The organism is Musicola paradisiaca NCPPB 2511, from assembly GCF_000400505.1.
Classification (GTDB): domain Bacteria; phylum Pseudomonadota; class Gammaproteobacteria; order Enterobacterales; family Enterobacteriaceae; genus Musicola; species Musicola paradisiaca.
The window spans coordinates 102,452-118,219 of record NZ_CM001857.1; the positions used below are offsets into that span (position 1 = coordinate 102,452).

14 protein-coding genes are annotated in these 15,768 nt (G+C 52.3%); 12 read left to right on the plus strand and 2 right to left on the minus strand.

Annotated elements, in window-relative coordinates:
* Positions 1-320 precede the first annotated feature (320 nt).
* On the plus strand, positions 321-1,673 hold the full coding sequence (argG, locus tag DPA2511_RS00455) for an argininosuccinate synthase (protein ID WP_012763728.1): 1,353 nt from the start codon (positions 321-323) through the stop codon (positions 1,671-1,673).
* Positions 1,674-1,747: 74 nt separating this feature from the next.
* Here the strand turns inward: argG and DPA2511_RS00460 are convergent, their stop codons facing one another.
* Positions 1,748-2,248: a MarR family winged helix-turn-helix transcriptional regulator gene (locus DPA2511_RS00460; protein ID WP_012763729.1), complete on the minus strand. Its 501-nt coding sequence runs from the start codon at positions 2,246-2,248 to the stop codon at positions 1,748-1,750.
* A 307-nt stretch (positions 2,249-2,555) separates the two neighbouring features.
* Here DPA2511_RS00460 and DPA2511_RS00465 point away from each other — a divergent pair, with 307 nt between their 5' ends.
* The 6 genes from DPA2511_RS00465 to DPA2511_RS00490 all read left to right on the plus strand — a co-directional run bounded on the left by DPA2511_RS00465 (position 2,556) and on the right by DPA2511_RS00490 (position 8,039).
* Positions 2,556-3,428 (plus strand): DMT family transporter, encoded by an 873-nt coding sequence (locus DPA2511_RS00465; protein ID WP_012763730.1) that lies wholly within the window; start codon positions 2,556-2,558, stop codon positions 3,426-3,428.
* 539 nt (positions 3,429-3,967) lie between these two features.
* Positions 3,968-4,789, plus strand: a complete 822-nt coding sequence (locus DPA2511_RS00470) for a 3-oxoacyl-[acyl-carrier-protein] synthase III C-terminal domain-containing protein (protein WP_226376616.1) — start codon at positions 3,968-3,970, stop codon at positions 4,787-4,789.
* A 12-nt stretch (positions 4,790-4,801) separates the two neighbouring features.
* Positions 4,802-5,068 (plus strand): phosphopantetheine-binding protein, encoded by a 267-nt coding sequence (locus DPA2511_RS00475; protein WP_012763732.1) that lies wholly within the window; start codon positions 4,802-4,804, stop codon positions 5,066-5,068.
* Positions 5,058-5,669, plus strand: coding sequence for a hypothetical protein (locus tag DPA2511_RS00480; RefSeq protein WP_012763733.1), 612 nt, complete (start codon positions 5,058-5,060; stop codon positions 5,667-5,669). The genes DPA2511_RS00475 and DPA2511_RS00480 overlap by 11 nt, the downstream gene beginning before the upstream one ends.
* Positions 5,670-5,689: 20 nt before the next feature.
* Positions 5,690-7,051, plus strand: coding sequence for an MATE family efflux transporter (locus tag DPA2511_RS00485; protein WP_012763734.1), 1,362 nt, complete (start codon positions 5,690-5,692; stop codon positions 7,049-7,051).
* On the plus strand, positions 7,038-8,039 hold the full coding sequence (locus DPA2511_RS00490; protein ID WP_012763735.1) for an alpha/beta fold hydrolase: 1,002 nt from the start codon (positions 7,038-7,040) through the stop codon (positions 8,037-8,039). Before DPA2511_RS00485 ends, DPA2511_RS00490 begins: the two co-directional genes overlap by 14 nt.
* Here DPA2511_RS00490 and DPA2511_RS00495 read toward each other — a convergent pair.
* Positions 8,021-8,578: a helix-turn-helix transcriptional regulator gene (locus DPA2511_RS00495; RefSeq protein WP_012763736.1), complete on the minus strand. Its 558-nt coding sequence runs from the start codon at positions 8,576-8,578 to the stop codon at positions 8,021-8,023. The genes DPA2511_RS00490 and DPA2511_RS00495 overlap by 19 nt on opposite strands.
* 448 nt (positions 8,579-9,026) lie before the next feature.
* Here DPA2511_RS00495 and DPA2511_RS00500 point away from each other — a divergent pair, with 448 nt between their 5' ends.
* From DPA2511_RS00500 to DPA2511_RS20795, 5 genes are all read left to right on the plus strand, one after another.
* Positions 9,027-9,734: an ABC transporter ATP-binding protein gene (locus DPA2511_RS00500; RefSeq protein WP_012763737.1), complete on the plus strand. Its 708-nt coding sequence runs from the start codon at positions 9,027-9,029 to the stop codon at positions 9,732-9,734.
* A 4-nt stretch (positions 9,735-9,738) separates the two neighbouring features.
* Positions 9,739-12,180: an ABC transporter permease gene (locus tag DPA2511_RS00505; RefSeq protein ID WP_012763738.1), complete on the plus strand. Its 2,442-nt coding sequence runs from the start codon at positions 9,739-9,741 to the stop codon at positions 12,178-12,180.
* A gap of 318 nt (positions 12,181-12,498) precedes the next feature.
* Positions 12,499-13,899: a sigma-54-dependent transcriptional regulator gene (locus tag DPA2511_RS00510; RefSeq protein WP_012763739.1), complete on the plus strand. Its 1,401-nt coding sequence runs from the start codon at positions 12,499-12,501 to the stop codon at positions 13,897-13,899.
* Positions 13,892-15,211, plus strand: a complete 1,320-nt coding sequence (locus tag DPA2511_RS00515) for a sensor histidine kinase (RefSeq protein WP_012763740.1) — start codon at positions 13,892-13,894, stop codon at positions 15,209-15,211. The genes DPA2511_RS00510 and DPA2511_RS00515 overlap by 8 nt, the downstream gene beginning before the upstream one ends.
* Positions 15,168-15,768, plus strand: a 601-nt coding sequence (locus DPA2511_RS20795) for a 4'-phosphopantetheinyl transferase family protein (RefSeq protein ID WP_023638086.1), incomplete at its 3' end; no start/stop codon positions are given. The genes DPA2511_RS00515 and DPA2511_RS20795, both read left to right, overlap by 44 nt.

Here is a 15,768-nt window from a genome sequence, read left to right on the forward strand (position 1 = left end):
CCCATGTCATTGCGTCGAGGTGTTCATTCCGACCCTTGTTGGGTTATCACCGCTTTCAACCGGCGTTTTCAACGCCGGTTTTACTGTATCTACGAAATTTTCCTCCAAAAATCCCGCTCTTCTCTTCCGGTCGGCAAAAAAAGATGATTAAATTATAAATCATATATTTTGCATAAATATGCATTGATGAGCGTGATGATGAAAACGCCATCCCAACGGCGCCATCGTGATCCTGGTTGCTTCAATGTATTCTCATGTATTGCGTAAACCGGCGGGCTGCTAAGCTTCACGCCACCGAACTCGAGCAGGGACTAATAGTTATGACGACGATTCTGAAACATCTTCCGGTTGGTCAGCGGATTGGCATCGCATTCTCCGGTGGTCTGGATACCAGCGCCGCCTTACTCTGGATGCGTCAGAAAGGGGCCGTACCCTACGCCTATACGGCAAATCTGGGGCAGCCGGATGAGGATGATTACGAGGCCATTCCGCGCCGCGCCAAGGAGTATGGCGCGGAAAACGCCCGTCTGATCGACTGTCGTAAGCAACTGGTGGCTGAAGGCATCGCGGCAATCCAGTGCGGTGCGTTTCACAACACCACCGGCGGTATGACGTACTTCAACACCACCCCATTGGGCCGTGCGGTGACTGGCACCATGCTGGTGGCGGCGATGAAAGAAGACGGCGTGAATATCTGGGGTGACGGCAGCACTTACAAAGGTAACGATATCGAGCGTTTTTATCGCTATGGTCTGCTGACCAATGCTGAGCTGAAGATCTACAAACCTTGGCTGGATACGGATTTCATTGATGAATTGGGCGGCCGTCAGGAAATGTCCGAGTTTATGGCGCAAGCGGGCTTCAACTATAAGATGTCTGCCGAGAAAGCCTACTCCACCGATTCCAACATGCTGGGGGCGACGCATGAGGCCAAGGATCTGGAGTTCCTGAATTCCAGCGTGAAAATCGTTAATCCCATCATGGGTGTGAAGTTCTGGGACGAAAACGTACACATCCCGGCGGAAGAAGTGACCGTGCGTTTCGAACGCGGCTACCCGGTGGCGCTGAACGGCAAAACATTCACTGACGACGTTGAACTGATGCTGGAAGCCAATCGCATCGGCGGCCGTCATGGTCTCGGCATGAGCGATCAGATCGAGAACCGAATCATTGAAGCGAAAAGCCGCGGTATCTATGAAGCCCCGGGGATGGCGTTGCTGCATATCGCCTATGAGCGCCTGGTGACGGGTATCCACAACGAAGACACTATCGAGCAGTATCACGCCCACGGTCGTCAGCTGGGCCGTCTGCTGTATCAGGGGCGCTGGTTCGATCCGCAGGCGCTGATGTTGCGTGATGCGTTGCAGCGTTGGGTCGCTAGCGCTATTACTGGCGAAGTCACCCTCGAACTGCGTCGCGGCAATGATTATTCCATTCTGAATACCGTCTCCGATAACCTGACCTACAAGCCGGAGCGTCTCACCATGGAAAAAGGCGAATCCGTATTCTCGCCGGATGACCGTATCGGCCAGTTGACCATGCGTAACCTGGATATCATCGATACGCGCGAAAAACTGTTCAACTATGCGGAAACCGGCCTGCTTTCCTCCGGCAATACCGGTGTACCGTTGGTGAGCGGCAACTCGCAGTTGCAGGACAAATCCGCCAAATAACGCCGGTCGGCGTTACAACGAAAGGGCATACACGTATGCCCTTTTTTGATGGCTCGAATCGGCTGTCAGGCCGGTCAGTCGGTGGTGTTCAGGTGTTTTTCAAAACGAGAGAGCAACGTGCGTAACGTGACTTTTTCTTCATCACTGAAGAGGGAAAGCAGCTGCCTTTCATTTTCGACATGCTCAGCCACCACCTGGTTGATGAGTGCGAACCCTTCATCCGTAAGCTGGATGTTCACGGAGCGCCGATCTCCCTGAATGGGAACCCGCCGCAGCCATCCGGCGCTCTCAAGACGATCCAACCTGCTGGTTAGCGTACTGTTGTTGATCATCAACGCATTGACGATTTGCGTCGGGCTGATGGCATACGGCGCGCCGCTGCGGCGCAAGGTGGCCAGAATGTCGAACTCTCTGGCGCTTAAGTGATGCTGGCTGAAAACCCTGTCTAACGCCCGGTCAATCAGCAGGCTGACGCGGGATAGACTCCCGATGAGCAGCATGGGGCTGACATCCAGATCCGGACGTTCCTGTTCCCATTGTTTAATAATATCAGATACTTCCAGGTAGCGTGGCATTTCGGCGATATCCTTGAATCAGCGAGTATGTCTGTCTTGTCTGTCCCTATTCGTCATACGCGATGAAAACTCCTGAACGCGATACGCATGACTCTAATATTCAATAGAGAAAAATTCAATCTAATATATTACCGTTAAGTAAATTACCAAAAAATATATTTCGACAATGAAATATATGATCGGTTAACCTCATACCGGCCTATCGCCAGGCTGTGGTTCAGGCAGGAAGGTTGCGCCGGATGTGTCTCTTTTTACGCGATACGACGGCTCGTTGTTCATGGATTGGCACATTGTCGAAGGAGGGGCTATGAGACTTAAGCATTTCGCGTTTTACGCGCCCTGTGTCTGGGGGACAACGTATTTTGTCACCACCCAATTTTTGCCGGCCGACAGGCCATTGCTGGCGGCGTTGGTTCGTGCTTTGCCGCCGGGGCTGATGCTTATCGCCGGTACCTCCATGCCGAGTCGCTATTGGCTGCGGCGCTTGTTTGTCCTGGGGGCGCTTAACATCGGTATTTTCTTTGTCATGTTGTTTTTCGCCGCCTACAGATTGCCGGGAGGCGTGGTGGCATTGGTCGGCTCTTTTCAGCCGCTGGTGGTGATCGTGTTGTCATGCCTGCTGTTGGCGCAACCCATCGTGAAGCAGCAGGTGATGGCCGCCGCCATGGGCGGCGCGGGGATTGTGCTGTTGATTTCGTTGCCCGACGCGCCACTGAACCCAGAGGGCCTGATGGCGGCGATGCTGGCGACATGCAGCATGGCGTCGGGTCTGGTGCTGACCAAAAAATGGGGGCGCCCGCCAGGGATGTCGATGCTGACGTTCACCGGCTGGCAGCTATTTTGCGGCGGTATCGTTATTCTGCCGCTCCAATTGATGGTGGAGTCGTTTCCGGTTCATTTCTCCCTGATAAATGCGGCCGGTTATTTTTATCTGGCGATACCTGGGTCGCTGTTGGCTTATTTCATGTGGTTTTCCGGCGTAGAGGCGCATTCGCCGGTCGCTATGTCGATGCTGAGTTTCCTTAGCCCGCTCGTTGCCCTGTTACTGGGGTTTCTGTTTTTGTCTCAGGGATTGTCCGGCGCACAGCTGCTCGGCGTTGTTCTCATTTTCGGCGCTGTCATTGCCGCCCAGGATTTAGCGTTCCTGAAGAGAAAAGCGCAACTCGGGCGTAACGGCTGAGTTGTCGCGTGGCGTAGCGGAATGTCGTCCCCGGATTAATCAGCGGCACACCGGAACGGCAGCGCTTTTTTACCCTGTCTTATTCGCGTCTGACCGGGGCGTAAGCCGGTTACTCAGGCCGGGTAAGGCGGGGCGGTTCCCGCAGTAATGCCTACTTTTTGGGTCTCAACAGACAACCCCCCGGTTTTGGCATGGATTTATTGGCGCGGGATTGACCGGCCTTAAGTTCATTCTTCCATTTTTTTGCTGTTTTTATCGTTCTGTTCCGGATTTTCAGCCCTAATCCCATTAGCGGGACGGAGAGTCTCCTGAAACGCCGACGCCAGCAATTCCGGATAAAAATTAAATCTGTTTATTGGCAAAGTGTCCGGAAATAGTAGCGTATGCGCGAAAATGGGACGGGAGCCGTGCACATTCCATCGGAAACCGGTGTGTTTTGCCTTAACGCTATCTATCACGATGCACCCTCGGCTATCCGGCGAGTTCCCCTGAGCGAATTGGGTGATTCGCATCGGCTGAAAGCGGGCCAGTGCCGCGTGATGGAAAAGTTCTACCAGTTGAGAACGGTGCCTATGCACCCGGCCAGCCATGAAGTGATGCTGGAATCGGTTGTGGCTAGTTTGGCGGCAGAATGGCCCGAATTACGCCAGCGGGAAGGGGTGGTGATTTATGCCAAAACACAAACCCACAACACCTTTTTCGATCGGGACTGGCTGGGTAGTATTCTTATCCGGCAGCGGCTCGCCAACTGGGATGTCATGACGCTGAGCCTGAATCATTGCGCTTCCGCGCTATCGGCATTGCATTTGATCAGGCAAGGGGCGGTAAGGCGAAATATACCAATTATTGTATTAACGGGAGAGAAGGCGTTTCATCCCGAAATAAATCGTTTCACCGTTGGCGTACAAGGAGAATTACCTGTCGCCGCATTATTTAATGCGCGGCACAGCCCTTGGCAGGTCACGTTTACAGCGGTAAAGCATTTAAGCCGGTTTTATAACAATGCCGACAATATGACCCGTCAGGAAAAAGCGGATCTCAATGATTGTTTGTTGGGAGAATTATGCGATTTTGTTTCGCATTCCGTCAGGCTGTCGGGAATAAACCCGGAAGACGTGGATTATTTCGTACCCTGTAATCTTAATCTTCCATTACTTAATCAAATGGCGGCGCGTTTGAATATTGGCGGGCGATTATTCGATGGCAATGTTGCCGATTATGGACATCTTTATTGTTCCGACGTGTTATTTAATTTTTCTTCATTACTTAAGACAACCAGTCGCGCGAGAAACTATTTCTGTTTTTCCATCGGGATGGGCGTCACGCTTTCTTGCGCACTGATACAGCACACAGATATTTAATAGGAGAAGGGTATGTCTGCGACATTAGCGGTAATTCAACAGGCATTACGTGAAGTTATGGATAACGATGAGATTGAAATTAATGAAAGTACGGATTTGGATAATGATCTCGATCTGGATTCCGTGATGTTCGTGCAATTTCTGTTAACGCTGGAAGATAAAATTGAAGGCCTGCTGTTCGACCCCGACCAGATTAATATGGAAACCTTTAGTACAGTCGGCGGCCTGATTTCATGGCTGAATAGCAATGTCATGCAGGAGGTGCGTCATGTCGGCTGAGCATATCGGGCAAATCTGGACGGCCTTCCGTGATCGTCCGTTGGCGGAGGCGCTGACGTTGTTGCTGCAACCCGCATCCGGCGCCAGGCATTATCTTCATCAGATAGGCTACCAGATTCAGGAAATCGGCCGGATCCCTGACGCGGGCCAGCCGCAACGGCTGTTCGACCGGGTATTGACGCACCTGGAGTTGGATGTGGTGCGGAGTCAGGAGACGCTATCCCTGCCGGCTCATTTCCCTTTGCTGGTCTGTGTGGCGCGGCTCGGCATTCTGGCTCGCATGCAGGCCATGAGCTGGCAGCACTTATCCGGCAGAACCAGCTTCGGCGCCAAAACGACCCGGCACCAACTGATTAAGGCCAGTTTCGCCGATGTGGCGGGCAGGGCCGCGCTGCTGTTGGAACAGCAGCAGCAGCGCCTGCAAGCGGGCGATATGCTTGGCCTGGAGGACGACCATTACCAGATCACGCAGCTTAGCAATGACGCGGAGAAAATGATGGGCGGTCACGGTTTTCTGCTCGGCAATACCCATAGCCTCTCCTATTTTTCCATGATGCTGTACAGCATCTACGGCAAGGCCAGTTGCCTGGCTGCAGCCTGACGACCGGTAAGGAAGCGAGAATGGGCCTGATTTCGCGAGTGATGACCCGCCGAACATCGTCTGTGCACGGCGATGTGCTCCAGATCGTCGTGTTGGCATGGCCGATGATGGTGACTGCCATTGTCGTTTCCCTTTCCCAGAATCTGCAGATCGCGATATTGGGAAACGGGGCGGAAAGCCAGACATTGTCGACGCTTTCTTTGTTGCAACCGTTCAATTTTCTGTTTATCGCCATTATGGAATGCGTGGCGATCACTAATCAGGTGTTTAGCGCCCGTTCCCGACATGACTGGCCCCGTGGCCGCATTTGGCACAGCACGTTGCTGTCCGGGGGATTGGGGCTGCTGGCCACAACGGCGGCGGCGGCGCTGTGCTATCTGCTGGCCTCTCCGTTGTCGAGCTGGATGGGGAGTTCGGATCCGTCGCTGATGCGCTCCTCGGCCCCCTGGTATCTGCTTTCCATGACGCCTTTCATGTTGCTGGAGGTGGGGAATGCCGCGTTACGCGGTCAGGGCCGTACCGCGGCGGCCATGCTGCTGATGTGCGCTTACATCCTGGGCAACGCCCTGCTGTGTTTTGTGGGTTTTCAGCACTATCAGTTGGGGTTCGATGCCGTGCTGCTGGCAAACGCCGTCGCCGCAGCGCCGTTGCTGCCGCTGGTTTTTGTTCTGGTACGCCGTCAGGCGCGCACCGCCGACCGGCCTGACGATCGCCCGCAGGCGTTTTTGCCCCGGCTATTGGCGTTGCTGACCAATGCCGGCATCCCGGTGTTTTTCTCCATGGTGGTGGTTTTCTTCAGTTCGATGGTGATCTTTCCGATGGTGGCCCGCGCGGGAGAAGGGATGTTGCCGGCGTTCCTGATCGTTATCAAGCTGCGGGCTTTTTTCATCATCCCTGCCGTGGCATTGGGATCCGCCATCGCCATTTTGTCTAATCAACGCTTGAAAACGGCTTCGGTCGTGGCGCTGGCTGGGTTGTTGAAAAGTGGGTTATGGCTGGTTGTATTGGTCTGTTTGTGCCTGACGTTGGCGGTGGGGGCGATCCGTACCGGCGTACTGGATGGGTTGTCCAACGATGCGGTGATCCGTCATGCCAGCCAGACGGTGCTGTTGTTGCTATTGCCTACGTTTTTCCTGACGTCGTTGGTGGCGGCGTTGCAGACGCTGCTGGAGCAGTTAGAACGGGGAAAGCGCGTGTTGTTATTTACCCTGGTTCTGGAACTCGCCATGGCGGGCGTCGTGCTGACCACCAGGTCGTACTTTGATGACATTAGGGCGCTTGCCGGTCTGATGGTGTCTTTTAGCGTGCTGTATGCGGTAGTTTTCCTGCGAGAGTATCGCTTGTTATTGAAATCATTGGGGGAGCGGGATGCTGCTGTATGATCTGTGCTATCCCCTGCTGTGGCTGTTTGCGCAGGTTCATTACAGTTATTACCGCGTACTGGTCTGGTTGAAACGGCGGCCTTCGTTATTGCTGCGGATAAAAATCAAACCCGATACCCATTACCAGCAGGTTTGCCACCGGTTACGCATGGCGGATCTCTGGCTGTTGCAACGATTTTCTCAGCGTCTGGCAGCCGGGTATTTGCTGCGTTTGTTTGAGTCAACCCGCTATTTTTCTTACAAGCAGATGGATCGCGATTACCTGGCGGCATTTGATCAGGAAGAACTGCTGTTTCAGCGTCGGCGGGTGTGCGTTTTCCGTTGGTTTCCAGCACGGGGCGCGCCGCTGAGAAATGTGCTGCTGGTGCATGGCTGGGAGGGGCGCGGCATCATGTTTCGCCCGTTGTGCGAGGCGTTGAAAGCGCAAGGGTTCGGCATCGTGATGCCGGATCTGCCAGCGCATGGGGTGTCGGAAGGGGATCGCGTGTCCAACTATGAGTTGGCGGAACTGGTGCTTATGCTGGGGAAGCAGTATGGGCCGTTCGACGCGGTGATCGGCCATTCCAGCGGAGGACTTATTAGTGCGTTGGCCATGGTACAAGGGCTCGCCGCCGAGCGGCTGGTGCTGTTGGCGAGCCCGGATAATCTGGGCGCGATGATTGATCGCTTTCTGGCGGGAACGGGAGTCGCGCCCGCGTTGGCGGTGCCGATGAAAGCGCTGTATGCGCAGCGTTTCGGCTTTCATCCAGACAACGTCGGGCCGGAAATTTACCGTTCGCTGTTCTGCCCGGCGTTGATTTGCCATGATTTGCAGGATGCCAGGGTTGCGCCGCAGACTGCGCAGACGCTGCATGGCGCCTTACGTTGCAGCGAACTGTTTTATACCCGAGGCTTGGGCCACCTGGGTATTTTACGCAGTCCTCTGGTACACCGGCGTATTCTGGATTTTCTGGCTGTGACGCCCCCGGGTCAGTTGGCGATATTTTGAATGTTATCCAACAGAACATGGCGCGAAAACAGGTGACGCTGCCGACCGAAAATAATATCGAAGCTGGTATTGTTAATAACGCGGGCGGCTTCTTTATCCTGAAACACGGCCTTACGGTATTTCAGCGGTGGAATATTGTAGGTTTTGGTAAAGCAGCGCGAGAAATGAGGTAACGACGAAAATCCACAGGCATAGCAAATATCGGTTAACGACCAGTTGGGGGAAATATGGATGATTTCCTTCGCTAACGTCAGGCGGACGCGCCAGATCCAACGCATGGGTGTAATATTATATATCTGATTGAATAATCTGCAGATGTCGAATTTCGATTTTCCACTGACCTGTTCAAGATTTTCCAGCGTAATATTGTTACCGATGTTGTCTATAATATAGTCGATAATCACCGCCAGATTGGTGGCTTTGCTGCTGGATGCCAGCGTTTTGCGTAATTGCGGATGCCGGCGATACATATCCTGAATGAGATTATTATTGAAACTGTCGTTATCCAGTGTGTGAGCGTATGTATTCTGTAGGTTCATGGTGTCATCCCAAAATAATTTCCTCGTATCTGGATCCGGCTACAGACGAATATCCATACAACGGTGAGGGGTTGTTAATTATTGTCCTTACAGCAACGAGCAAACGATTTAACGCAAATAACATGCCATGTATGGAAAGCCGGTATATCAAGGGAATTCGTTACGATTTTTGGTAAATAGTCCCATTCTTGGGACGAAATTCGTTTCGTTAATGGGATTATTGTTCCGTAAATGGTGGAAGCAGCGGTGCGGCGTGAAATAGGACGGTATTGTCCGTCAGGTAGCGGAGAAACCTATCCGGCGAGAAAATGTAGAGGGAGGGCGTTCGGTGTTTTTCAGGAGAATTTTGCGTATTCTTAAAACCAGAGATAAAAAGTAATCGCAAGAAAGACTATAAGATATCATCGGCCGCGGAAGGCTGATTTTATTTATATTCTGAGGATTTCCCATGACGGTGCTGGTTCAACTTGATAATGTGCATAAAATCTTCCTTACCGATGAAATCGAGACTCATGCCCTTAGCAAGATAAATCTCTCCATTCATTCGGGTGAGTACGTTTCCATTGCCGGCCCGTCCGGCTGCGGCAAGTCTACGCTATTGTCGATTATGGGATTGCTGGATACGCCTACCGAAGGGCACTACTGGTTGAATGGTACGGATATCGAATTTATCAGCCGTAAGGAGATGGCGCGCCTGCGCAACAGAGAAATCGGTTTTATCTTTCAGTCTTTCAACCTGATAAGCGATCTGACCATTGAGGAAAATGTCGCATTGCCATTGACTTACCGTAATGACATCTCCCGTTCGGAGCAAAAAGCGCGGGTGATTCAGGCGTTGGAGAAGGTCGGTATGTCCCACCGTGTGCGGCATTATCCCTCCCAGCTTTCCGGTGGCCAACAGCAGCGGGTGGCTGTGGCTCGCGCCATCGTTGGGCGGCCTTCGTTGCTGTTGGCCGATGAGCCGACCGGCAATCTGGATTCCGCCAACGCTGAAGCGGTAATGAACATTTTGGACGAATTACATCAGGACGGTGCAACCATTTGTATTGTGACCCACGATCCCCGATCTGCCATGCGCGCTCAGCGCACCATTGTGCTGTCCGACGGGCAGGTGGTGGCTGATGGCGGGAACAGCCAACTGCTGCAGGCGGTATAACAGCATGAACATATGGTTTGATATCCGTTATGCTCTGCGGCTGCTGTTGAAAAGCCCCGGTTTCAGCGTATTGACCATTACCGTAATGGCGTGCGGACTGGGGCTTGCGCTTTATATGTTTTCCATCATCAACACCATTATGTATAAAACGTTACCGTACCCGAATGGTAGCGGTATGGTGTTGTTGACACCGACGGTAAATGGCGAAACATTTAATGACTATGGCGTAAATTTTCTTGACTACGAATTGATTCGCCAGCGAGCCAGAACGCTTGAAGATATGAGTTATTTTTATGCCGAATATATCGATTTGAAAACGGAAGATACCTCCGTGCGATATATTGCCGTGCGAAATACACCGAGCATGTTCAGCTATACCGGTGTCCATCCATTACTCGGGCGTGCTTTTGATGACCAGGATATGGCGGAAAATGCCCTTCCTGTCGCGATTATCAGCTATGACCTTTGGCAGAAATATTTTCAGGGACGTGGTGATATTGTTGGCCTGACGGTAAAAATTAATAGCGTAAATACACAGATTGTTGGTGTGATGCCAAAAGGCTTTGCGTTTCCCTTTTATCATGACTTGTGGTTGCCTGCCGCTATTCCAGCCGCATCGACTTTGAAACGGGAAAAAGCGCCGGAGGTTTTTGTTTTTGCACATTTGGCGAAAAAACGTAAGCCTGTGGATGCCGATCGTGAACTTGATGGCATTATGCGGGGTGTCGTGGGCGAGGCTCCCAATGATAAGAAAGAAATTTCTGTCAAGGTGCTGTCCTTTCAGGAAAGTTTTACCGGAGAGGAAACGGCCCAATCATTTCTGGTTATGTTGTCAGCCGTAGGTTTTGTTCTCTTGCTGGCATGTTGCAACGTTGGGAACCTGCTGCTTGCACGCTCTAATCGCCGTACAAGGGAAATTGCTATTAGGGTTGCGTTGGGTTCTCCTACATCGCGGCTATTATTACAAATGGTGTGGGAGAGTCTGATTATTTGTACGGTAGCAGGAATTATCGGTGTGCTATTAGCTTCTTGGGGGCTAGATATCACAAACTATATATTCCCCAAATTTGTTCCGAATAAAATTCCTGTGTGGTGGCATTTGTCGCTGGATGGAGAGGTCATTATTGATGCTATTGTATTGGTCATTATCACCGCATTGGTAACGAGCGCATTGCCTGCCTGGAAAGTAGCGAATGGACAGTTTGCTTATGCACTGCGTGATGGTGCAAATAGCGATCAAGGGAGAAGAACGGGTAAATTTAGTCGAACGTTAGTTGTGGTTGAAGTTGCATTATCCTGCTCTATTCTGTGTATCAGCGTATTATTACTTTTTTTAGTCATTCGCGCGACAAAAGCAGACTATGGGGTACCTATTGATAATTATCTTGTTAGTCAAATCAGTCTTAGTAAGGATAATTATCCTGATAGCAAAAGTCGCGGTGATTTTTATATAAAAACAATGGAAATATTAAAAAAAATTCCTGGGGTGAGCGGTGGTGCTCTAATTTCTAACGCACCGGGGCAGTTTACTTTTCCACATCAGGTCACTACGGAAGATTTACTTAGCAATACTAAAGAACCTCAGCCCTATTCACTGGTAAATGACATAAAATTAATGCCGGGTAATTTGTCAGAAATTGGTGCGGCGGTTTTATATGGGAGAGAGTTTTCATTTAATGATGATAGTAATTCTTTACCCGTTGCCGTCGTCAGCAATTCTTTTGCTCAACGGTATTGGCCCGGTGAAAAAAGTGTTATTGGTAAAAAAATTCGTTTTATTGATGGGAATGATAGTCGTTGGTTTACCATAATTGGTGTTGCCCCGCATATTATTCACGGCCGCCCTTTTAGTGAATTCAAAAGTCGGCCAACCGTTTATCGCTCATTATTGCAATTACAGCAGGATAATCCGCCATTAACGTTGATGTTAAAAACTACTCAGCAGCAACAAGTGGCTCCTATGATGCAGCAGGTTATTCGGCAGGTGAATCCAAGTGTTGGAATGAGTCAGCCACAAATGCTGAGTGATATGCTGATCCGAAATACTGCGGGTGTGGAGTTTGTCACTAACTTGTTTCTGCTATTTGGTCTGGCGGCAATGGTGTTGGCAGCCAGTGGTATTTATGGTGTTACACAGAATGCGATTAACCAGCGCACTCAGGAAATAGGTATTCGGCAAGCACTAGGCGCGTCGCCAACCAACCTCATGCGCATGCTGATGTTCTCTGGGCTGAAGCAATTGTTTGTCGGTCTTGCTCTGGGATTACCACTTGCCATTTTTGCCGCACCAAAAATCAACCGGGTATACGGTGACGGCAGCAGTGGATTTATCCTGCTGTTTTTGTCGGTTGCGTTTTTCATCCTGATAACGGTTTCGCTGGCCACCTGGATCCCTTCGCGCAGGGCGATCATGATGAAACCCGGCGAGGCGATCCGTTACGAGTAAGCGGCGCAGACACTCCCGATAGCATCCTTAAGGTTCCTGTTTTCCGCACAGGAGTCGTTAATTGTCGCCACAAGCTGTCATACTTGGCTAGACGGGCAAACACAGCGGGGACTTCCCACCCTGGTTTTGCCCGTCGCTCCGACTGGCGGCGTCGGGGATGCCGTAATGATGCGTGGCGGCGGCCAGCGGCTATTTCGCGGAGCGATCTCAACCATAAACTGGCCTCTGGTCTGGCAGTCAACCGCGCATAAGCGTTGTGGTGTATGGTTGTCGATCGGTATAACACTTCGGTATAACCCAGCGTGATAAAGGACCCACATGGCGGATAAGCAACATGTTCTGATTGTTGATGATGACGCGCATATTCTGGCCAGTTTGCAGATGTTGCTGTCGATGGAAGGGTATCAGGTCACTCTGGCATCCACCGTTGAACAGGTTCCTCTTCAACTTTCCCAGCATGATTTCGATGTGATCCTGATGGACATGAATTACCAGCGGGACACGACGTCCGGGCAGGAAGGGTTGATCTTGCTGGAAGAGATCAAAAAGTACGACGAGTACCTGCCGGTGGTAGCGATGACCGGCTGGGGCAGTGTGGATATCGCCGTCAGTGCGATGCAGACCGGCGCGGTCGATTTCATCCAGAAACCCTGGGATAACGAGCGCCTGCTGAGCATTCTGCGTCAGCAGATCAGTTTCAGCCGCAGCCAGCGTTCAGGTAAACGGTTGAAAGAAGAGAACAAACTGTTGAAGCTGGCGCTGGAAGATGACTTCAACGGCGAATGGGTGATCGAATCGTCTCAGATGCAGCAACTGATGCGAATGGTGGAACAGGTGGCGGTCACTGACACCAATATTTTGATCCTCGGTGAGAACGGTACCGGCAAAAGCCTGCTGGCGCGCGTGATTCATCAACTGTCCTCCCGGCGCGATGAGAGTTTGGTGTCGGTAAATATGGGTTGCATCAACGAGAATCTGTTCGAAAGTGAAATGTTCGGTCATGTAAAAGGCGCCTTTACCGACGCACGGGAAAGCCGCGTCGGGCGTTTCGAATTGGCGGACAAGGGCACGCTGTTTCTGGACGAGATCGGCAACCTGCCCATGACGCAGCAGAGCAAGCTGTTGCGTATTCTGGAAGAGCGCTGTTTTGAACGGGTCGGTTCCTCCCGCACCCTGAAAACCCACTGCCGTATCGTTGCCGCCACCAACGCCAATCTTGCCGAACGGGTAGCGGAAGGCACCTTTCGTCAGGATCTCTACTACCGGCTCAATACCATCGAGTTGCACCTGCCGTCGTTGGCGGAGCGTCAGGAGGATATCGTACCGCTGACGTTGAATTTTATTGAGCGCTATGCCAGAAAATACAATAAGCCGGTACCCGCGCTCAGCCCGTCGGGGCAAGCGGCGCTGTTCCGTTATCACTGGCCGGGAAATGTTCGCGAACTGAGTCACTTGCTGGAGCGTGCCGTTCTGTTGTGTGCGGCATCCCGGCTCAACAGCGATGATATTTTCCCCTCGTTACCGACGATGTCGCAGAAAACGTTCAGGGCGGAGGCGGAGTTCAGCTCGGACGCCACGCTGGCGGATATCGAAGAGCGTTTGCTGAGTCAGCGTATGACAAAGTTCGAGGGCAACGCGGTCAAAGCCGCGCAATCGCTGGGGTTAAGTCGCAGTGCATTCTACCGGCGACTGGAAAAGTACAAGATTAATCATGAGTAAACTCGATACCTCCTTTGAACCGCCTCATCTGCTATCCCTGAACATCGCCGCATTTGTCGGATTACTGGGGTACTTTTTGCTGTGGTTTTTCCCCGACCAGTCGGTGTATCTGAAAATACTGACGGTGTTCATCATCGTGCTGTGTCTGATTTACAGCAGTTTTACTTTTTCCGAGCGGTTGAATGCCAGGATTCATGTCGTCTCCAACCTGTTGGAAGCGCTGGGGCAGGAGAATTTCAGCCTGCGCGGCGTGACCAAAGGAAAAGGCGCGTTCGACAATCTGATCCGTCAAATCAACCAGTTATCCGGCACGATGGCGCGTAGCCGTCAACAACAGCAAGAAACCTACTACGTACTCCACAAGGTGATTTCCAATATCAGCGTCAGCGTGTTTGCCCTGGATGCCGAGCAGCGTGTGATGTGGTGTAACGATGCCGCCTCCGCATTGCTGAATAAACCCGTCAAATTGCTGGTCGGCCAACCGGCGGCGGAGTTCGGGCTGGAAGGGTTGTTGCAGCAGTCCTCCGGTGCAGAGCCGATCGATTGGCGCTTCCCCAGTGCACAAGGGATGTTCCAGATACGGCATGATTCCTATATGGAGGATGGCCGGCAGAATCACCTATTGTTTATCAGCGACGTCAGCAAACTGTTGCGGAATGAAGAACAGAAAACCTGGCAGAACCTGTTGCGGGTGATCAGCCATGAAATCAACAACTCACTGACGCCGATCGCCTCCATCAGCCAGACGTTGTTGCAGGTATTCCGCAAAGATACCCAGCATCCTGCGGCGCCGGATCTGGTGAACGGCATGGAAATCATCAACAATCGCGCCCGCGATTTAATCGCCTTTGTCGGGAGCTACCGTCAGCTCAACCGGTTGCCGCCGCCCAGCAAACAGCCTTGCGATGTCACACTATTGATGACGCAAATGGCGATGTTGTTCCCGCAACGTCGGTTGGTTTTTTCCGGCGAATCGCCGTTGATGGTTGCGGTGGACGCCAACCAAATGCAGCAGATGTTCATCAATCTGATGAAAAATGCGGATGAGGCCATGGAGCCGGGCGTCGGCGAAATCGTACTGCGCTGGACAGTGGTGGCCCGGCAACTGCACATTGAAATCATTGATCAGGGTAAGGGTGTGGCGAATATCGAAAACCTGTTTGTCCCGTTTTATACCACCAAAAATCACGGCAGCGGCATCGGGTTGATTTTGTGCCGACAGATTGTCGAGGGACATGGCGGACATCTGACACTGGAGAATCGCAAAGATGCGGAAGGATGCATCGTCAATATCTTCCTGCCGTTGGGATGAACTGCCCAGCGATGAGCCGCATCAGCCTTTGTGCGTCGTCGCGCCGGTGGATAGTCTGGCGAGCGCGGCGCGACAGGCGGCGATTCGTCAGGCTGCCGGCGTCGATGTCGATACGGCGATGACGCTGTCCCAGCAGGCCTGGGGCATCCTGCGGTTATTGCTGGCGCCGATCTGCCGCCAGATGCCGCAGGCGCTACGTTTTGAGCGTAATGCCCACGGCAAGCCGTTCCTGGCGGACTACCCCGCTATCCAGTTCAATGTGTCGCATACCCGAACGGCGTTGGCGTTCGCCATGGCCATGCATCACCCGGTCGGCGTGGATGTTGAACGGTGTGTGGGCAATCCGACGGGCAAGCGTGCGGTGGCGGCGCGTTTTTTCCATCCCAATGAGGCGCACTGGCTGGCGTCGCTGTCGGATGAGGCATTTCTGCCGGCGTTTATCCGGTTGTGGACGCGCAAAGAGGCCTATATCAAGGCGCTTGGCCTGGGGTTGCACCGACAGCTCAACGACTTTAGCTGCCTGTCGGCGGCAGGCCATGTTCTGGTGCGTGATAAGG

Bases quoted from the DNA above. Each gene is read 5' to 3' on its own strand.
- argG (WP_012763728.1), top strand. From the start codon at position 321: ATGACGACGATTCTGAAACATCTTCCGGTTGGTCAGCGGATTGGCATC.
- DPA2511_RS00460 (WP_012763729.1), bottom strand. From the start codon at position 2,248: ATGCCACGCTACCTGGAAGTATCTGATATTATTAAACAATGGGAACAG.
- DPA2511_RS00465 (WP_012763730.1), top strand. From the start codon at position 2,556: ATGAGACTTAAGCATTTCGCGTTTTACGCGCCCTGTGTCTGGGGGACA.
- DPA2511_RS00470 (WP_226376616.1), top strand. From the start codon at position 3,968: ATGGAAAAGTTCTACCAGTTGAGAACGGTGCCTATGCACCCGGCCAGC.
- DPA2511_RS00475 (WP_012763732.1), top strand. From the start codon at position 4,802: ATGTCTGCGACATTAGCGGTAATTCAACAGGCATTACGTGAAGTTATG.
- DPA2511_RS00480 (WP_012763733.1), top strand. From the start codon at position 5,058: ATGTCGGCTGAGCATATCGGGCAAATCTGGACGGCCTTCCGTGATCGT.
- DPA2511_RS00485 (WP_012763734.1), top strand. From the start codon at position 5,690: ATGGGCCTGATTTCGCGAGTGATGACCCGCCGAACATCGTCTGTGCAC.
- DPA2511_RS00490 (WP_012763735.1), top strand. From the start codon at position 7,038: ATGCTGCTGTATGATCTGTGCTATCCCCTGCTGTGGCTGTTTGCGCAG.
- DPA2511_RS00495 (WP_012763736.1), bottom strand. From the start codon at position 8,578: ATGAACCTACAGAATACATACGCTCACACACTGGATAACGACAGTTTC.
- DPA2511_RS00500 (WP_012763737.1), top strand. From the start codon at position 9,027: ATGACGGTGCTGGTTCAACTTGATAATGTGCATAAAATCTTCCTTACC.
- DPA2511_RS00505 (WP_012763738.1), top strand. From the start codon at position 9,739: ATGAACATATGGTTTGATATCCGTTATGCTCTGCGGCTGCTGTTGAAA.
- DPA2511_RS00510 (WP_012763739.1), top strand. From the start codon at position 12,499: ATGGCGGATAAGCAACATGTTCTGATTGTTGATGATGACGCGCATATT.
- DPA2511_RS00515 (WP_012763740.1), top strand. From the start codon at position 13,892: ATGAGTAAACTCGATACCTCCTTTGAACCGCCTCATCTGCTATCCCTG.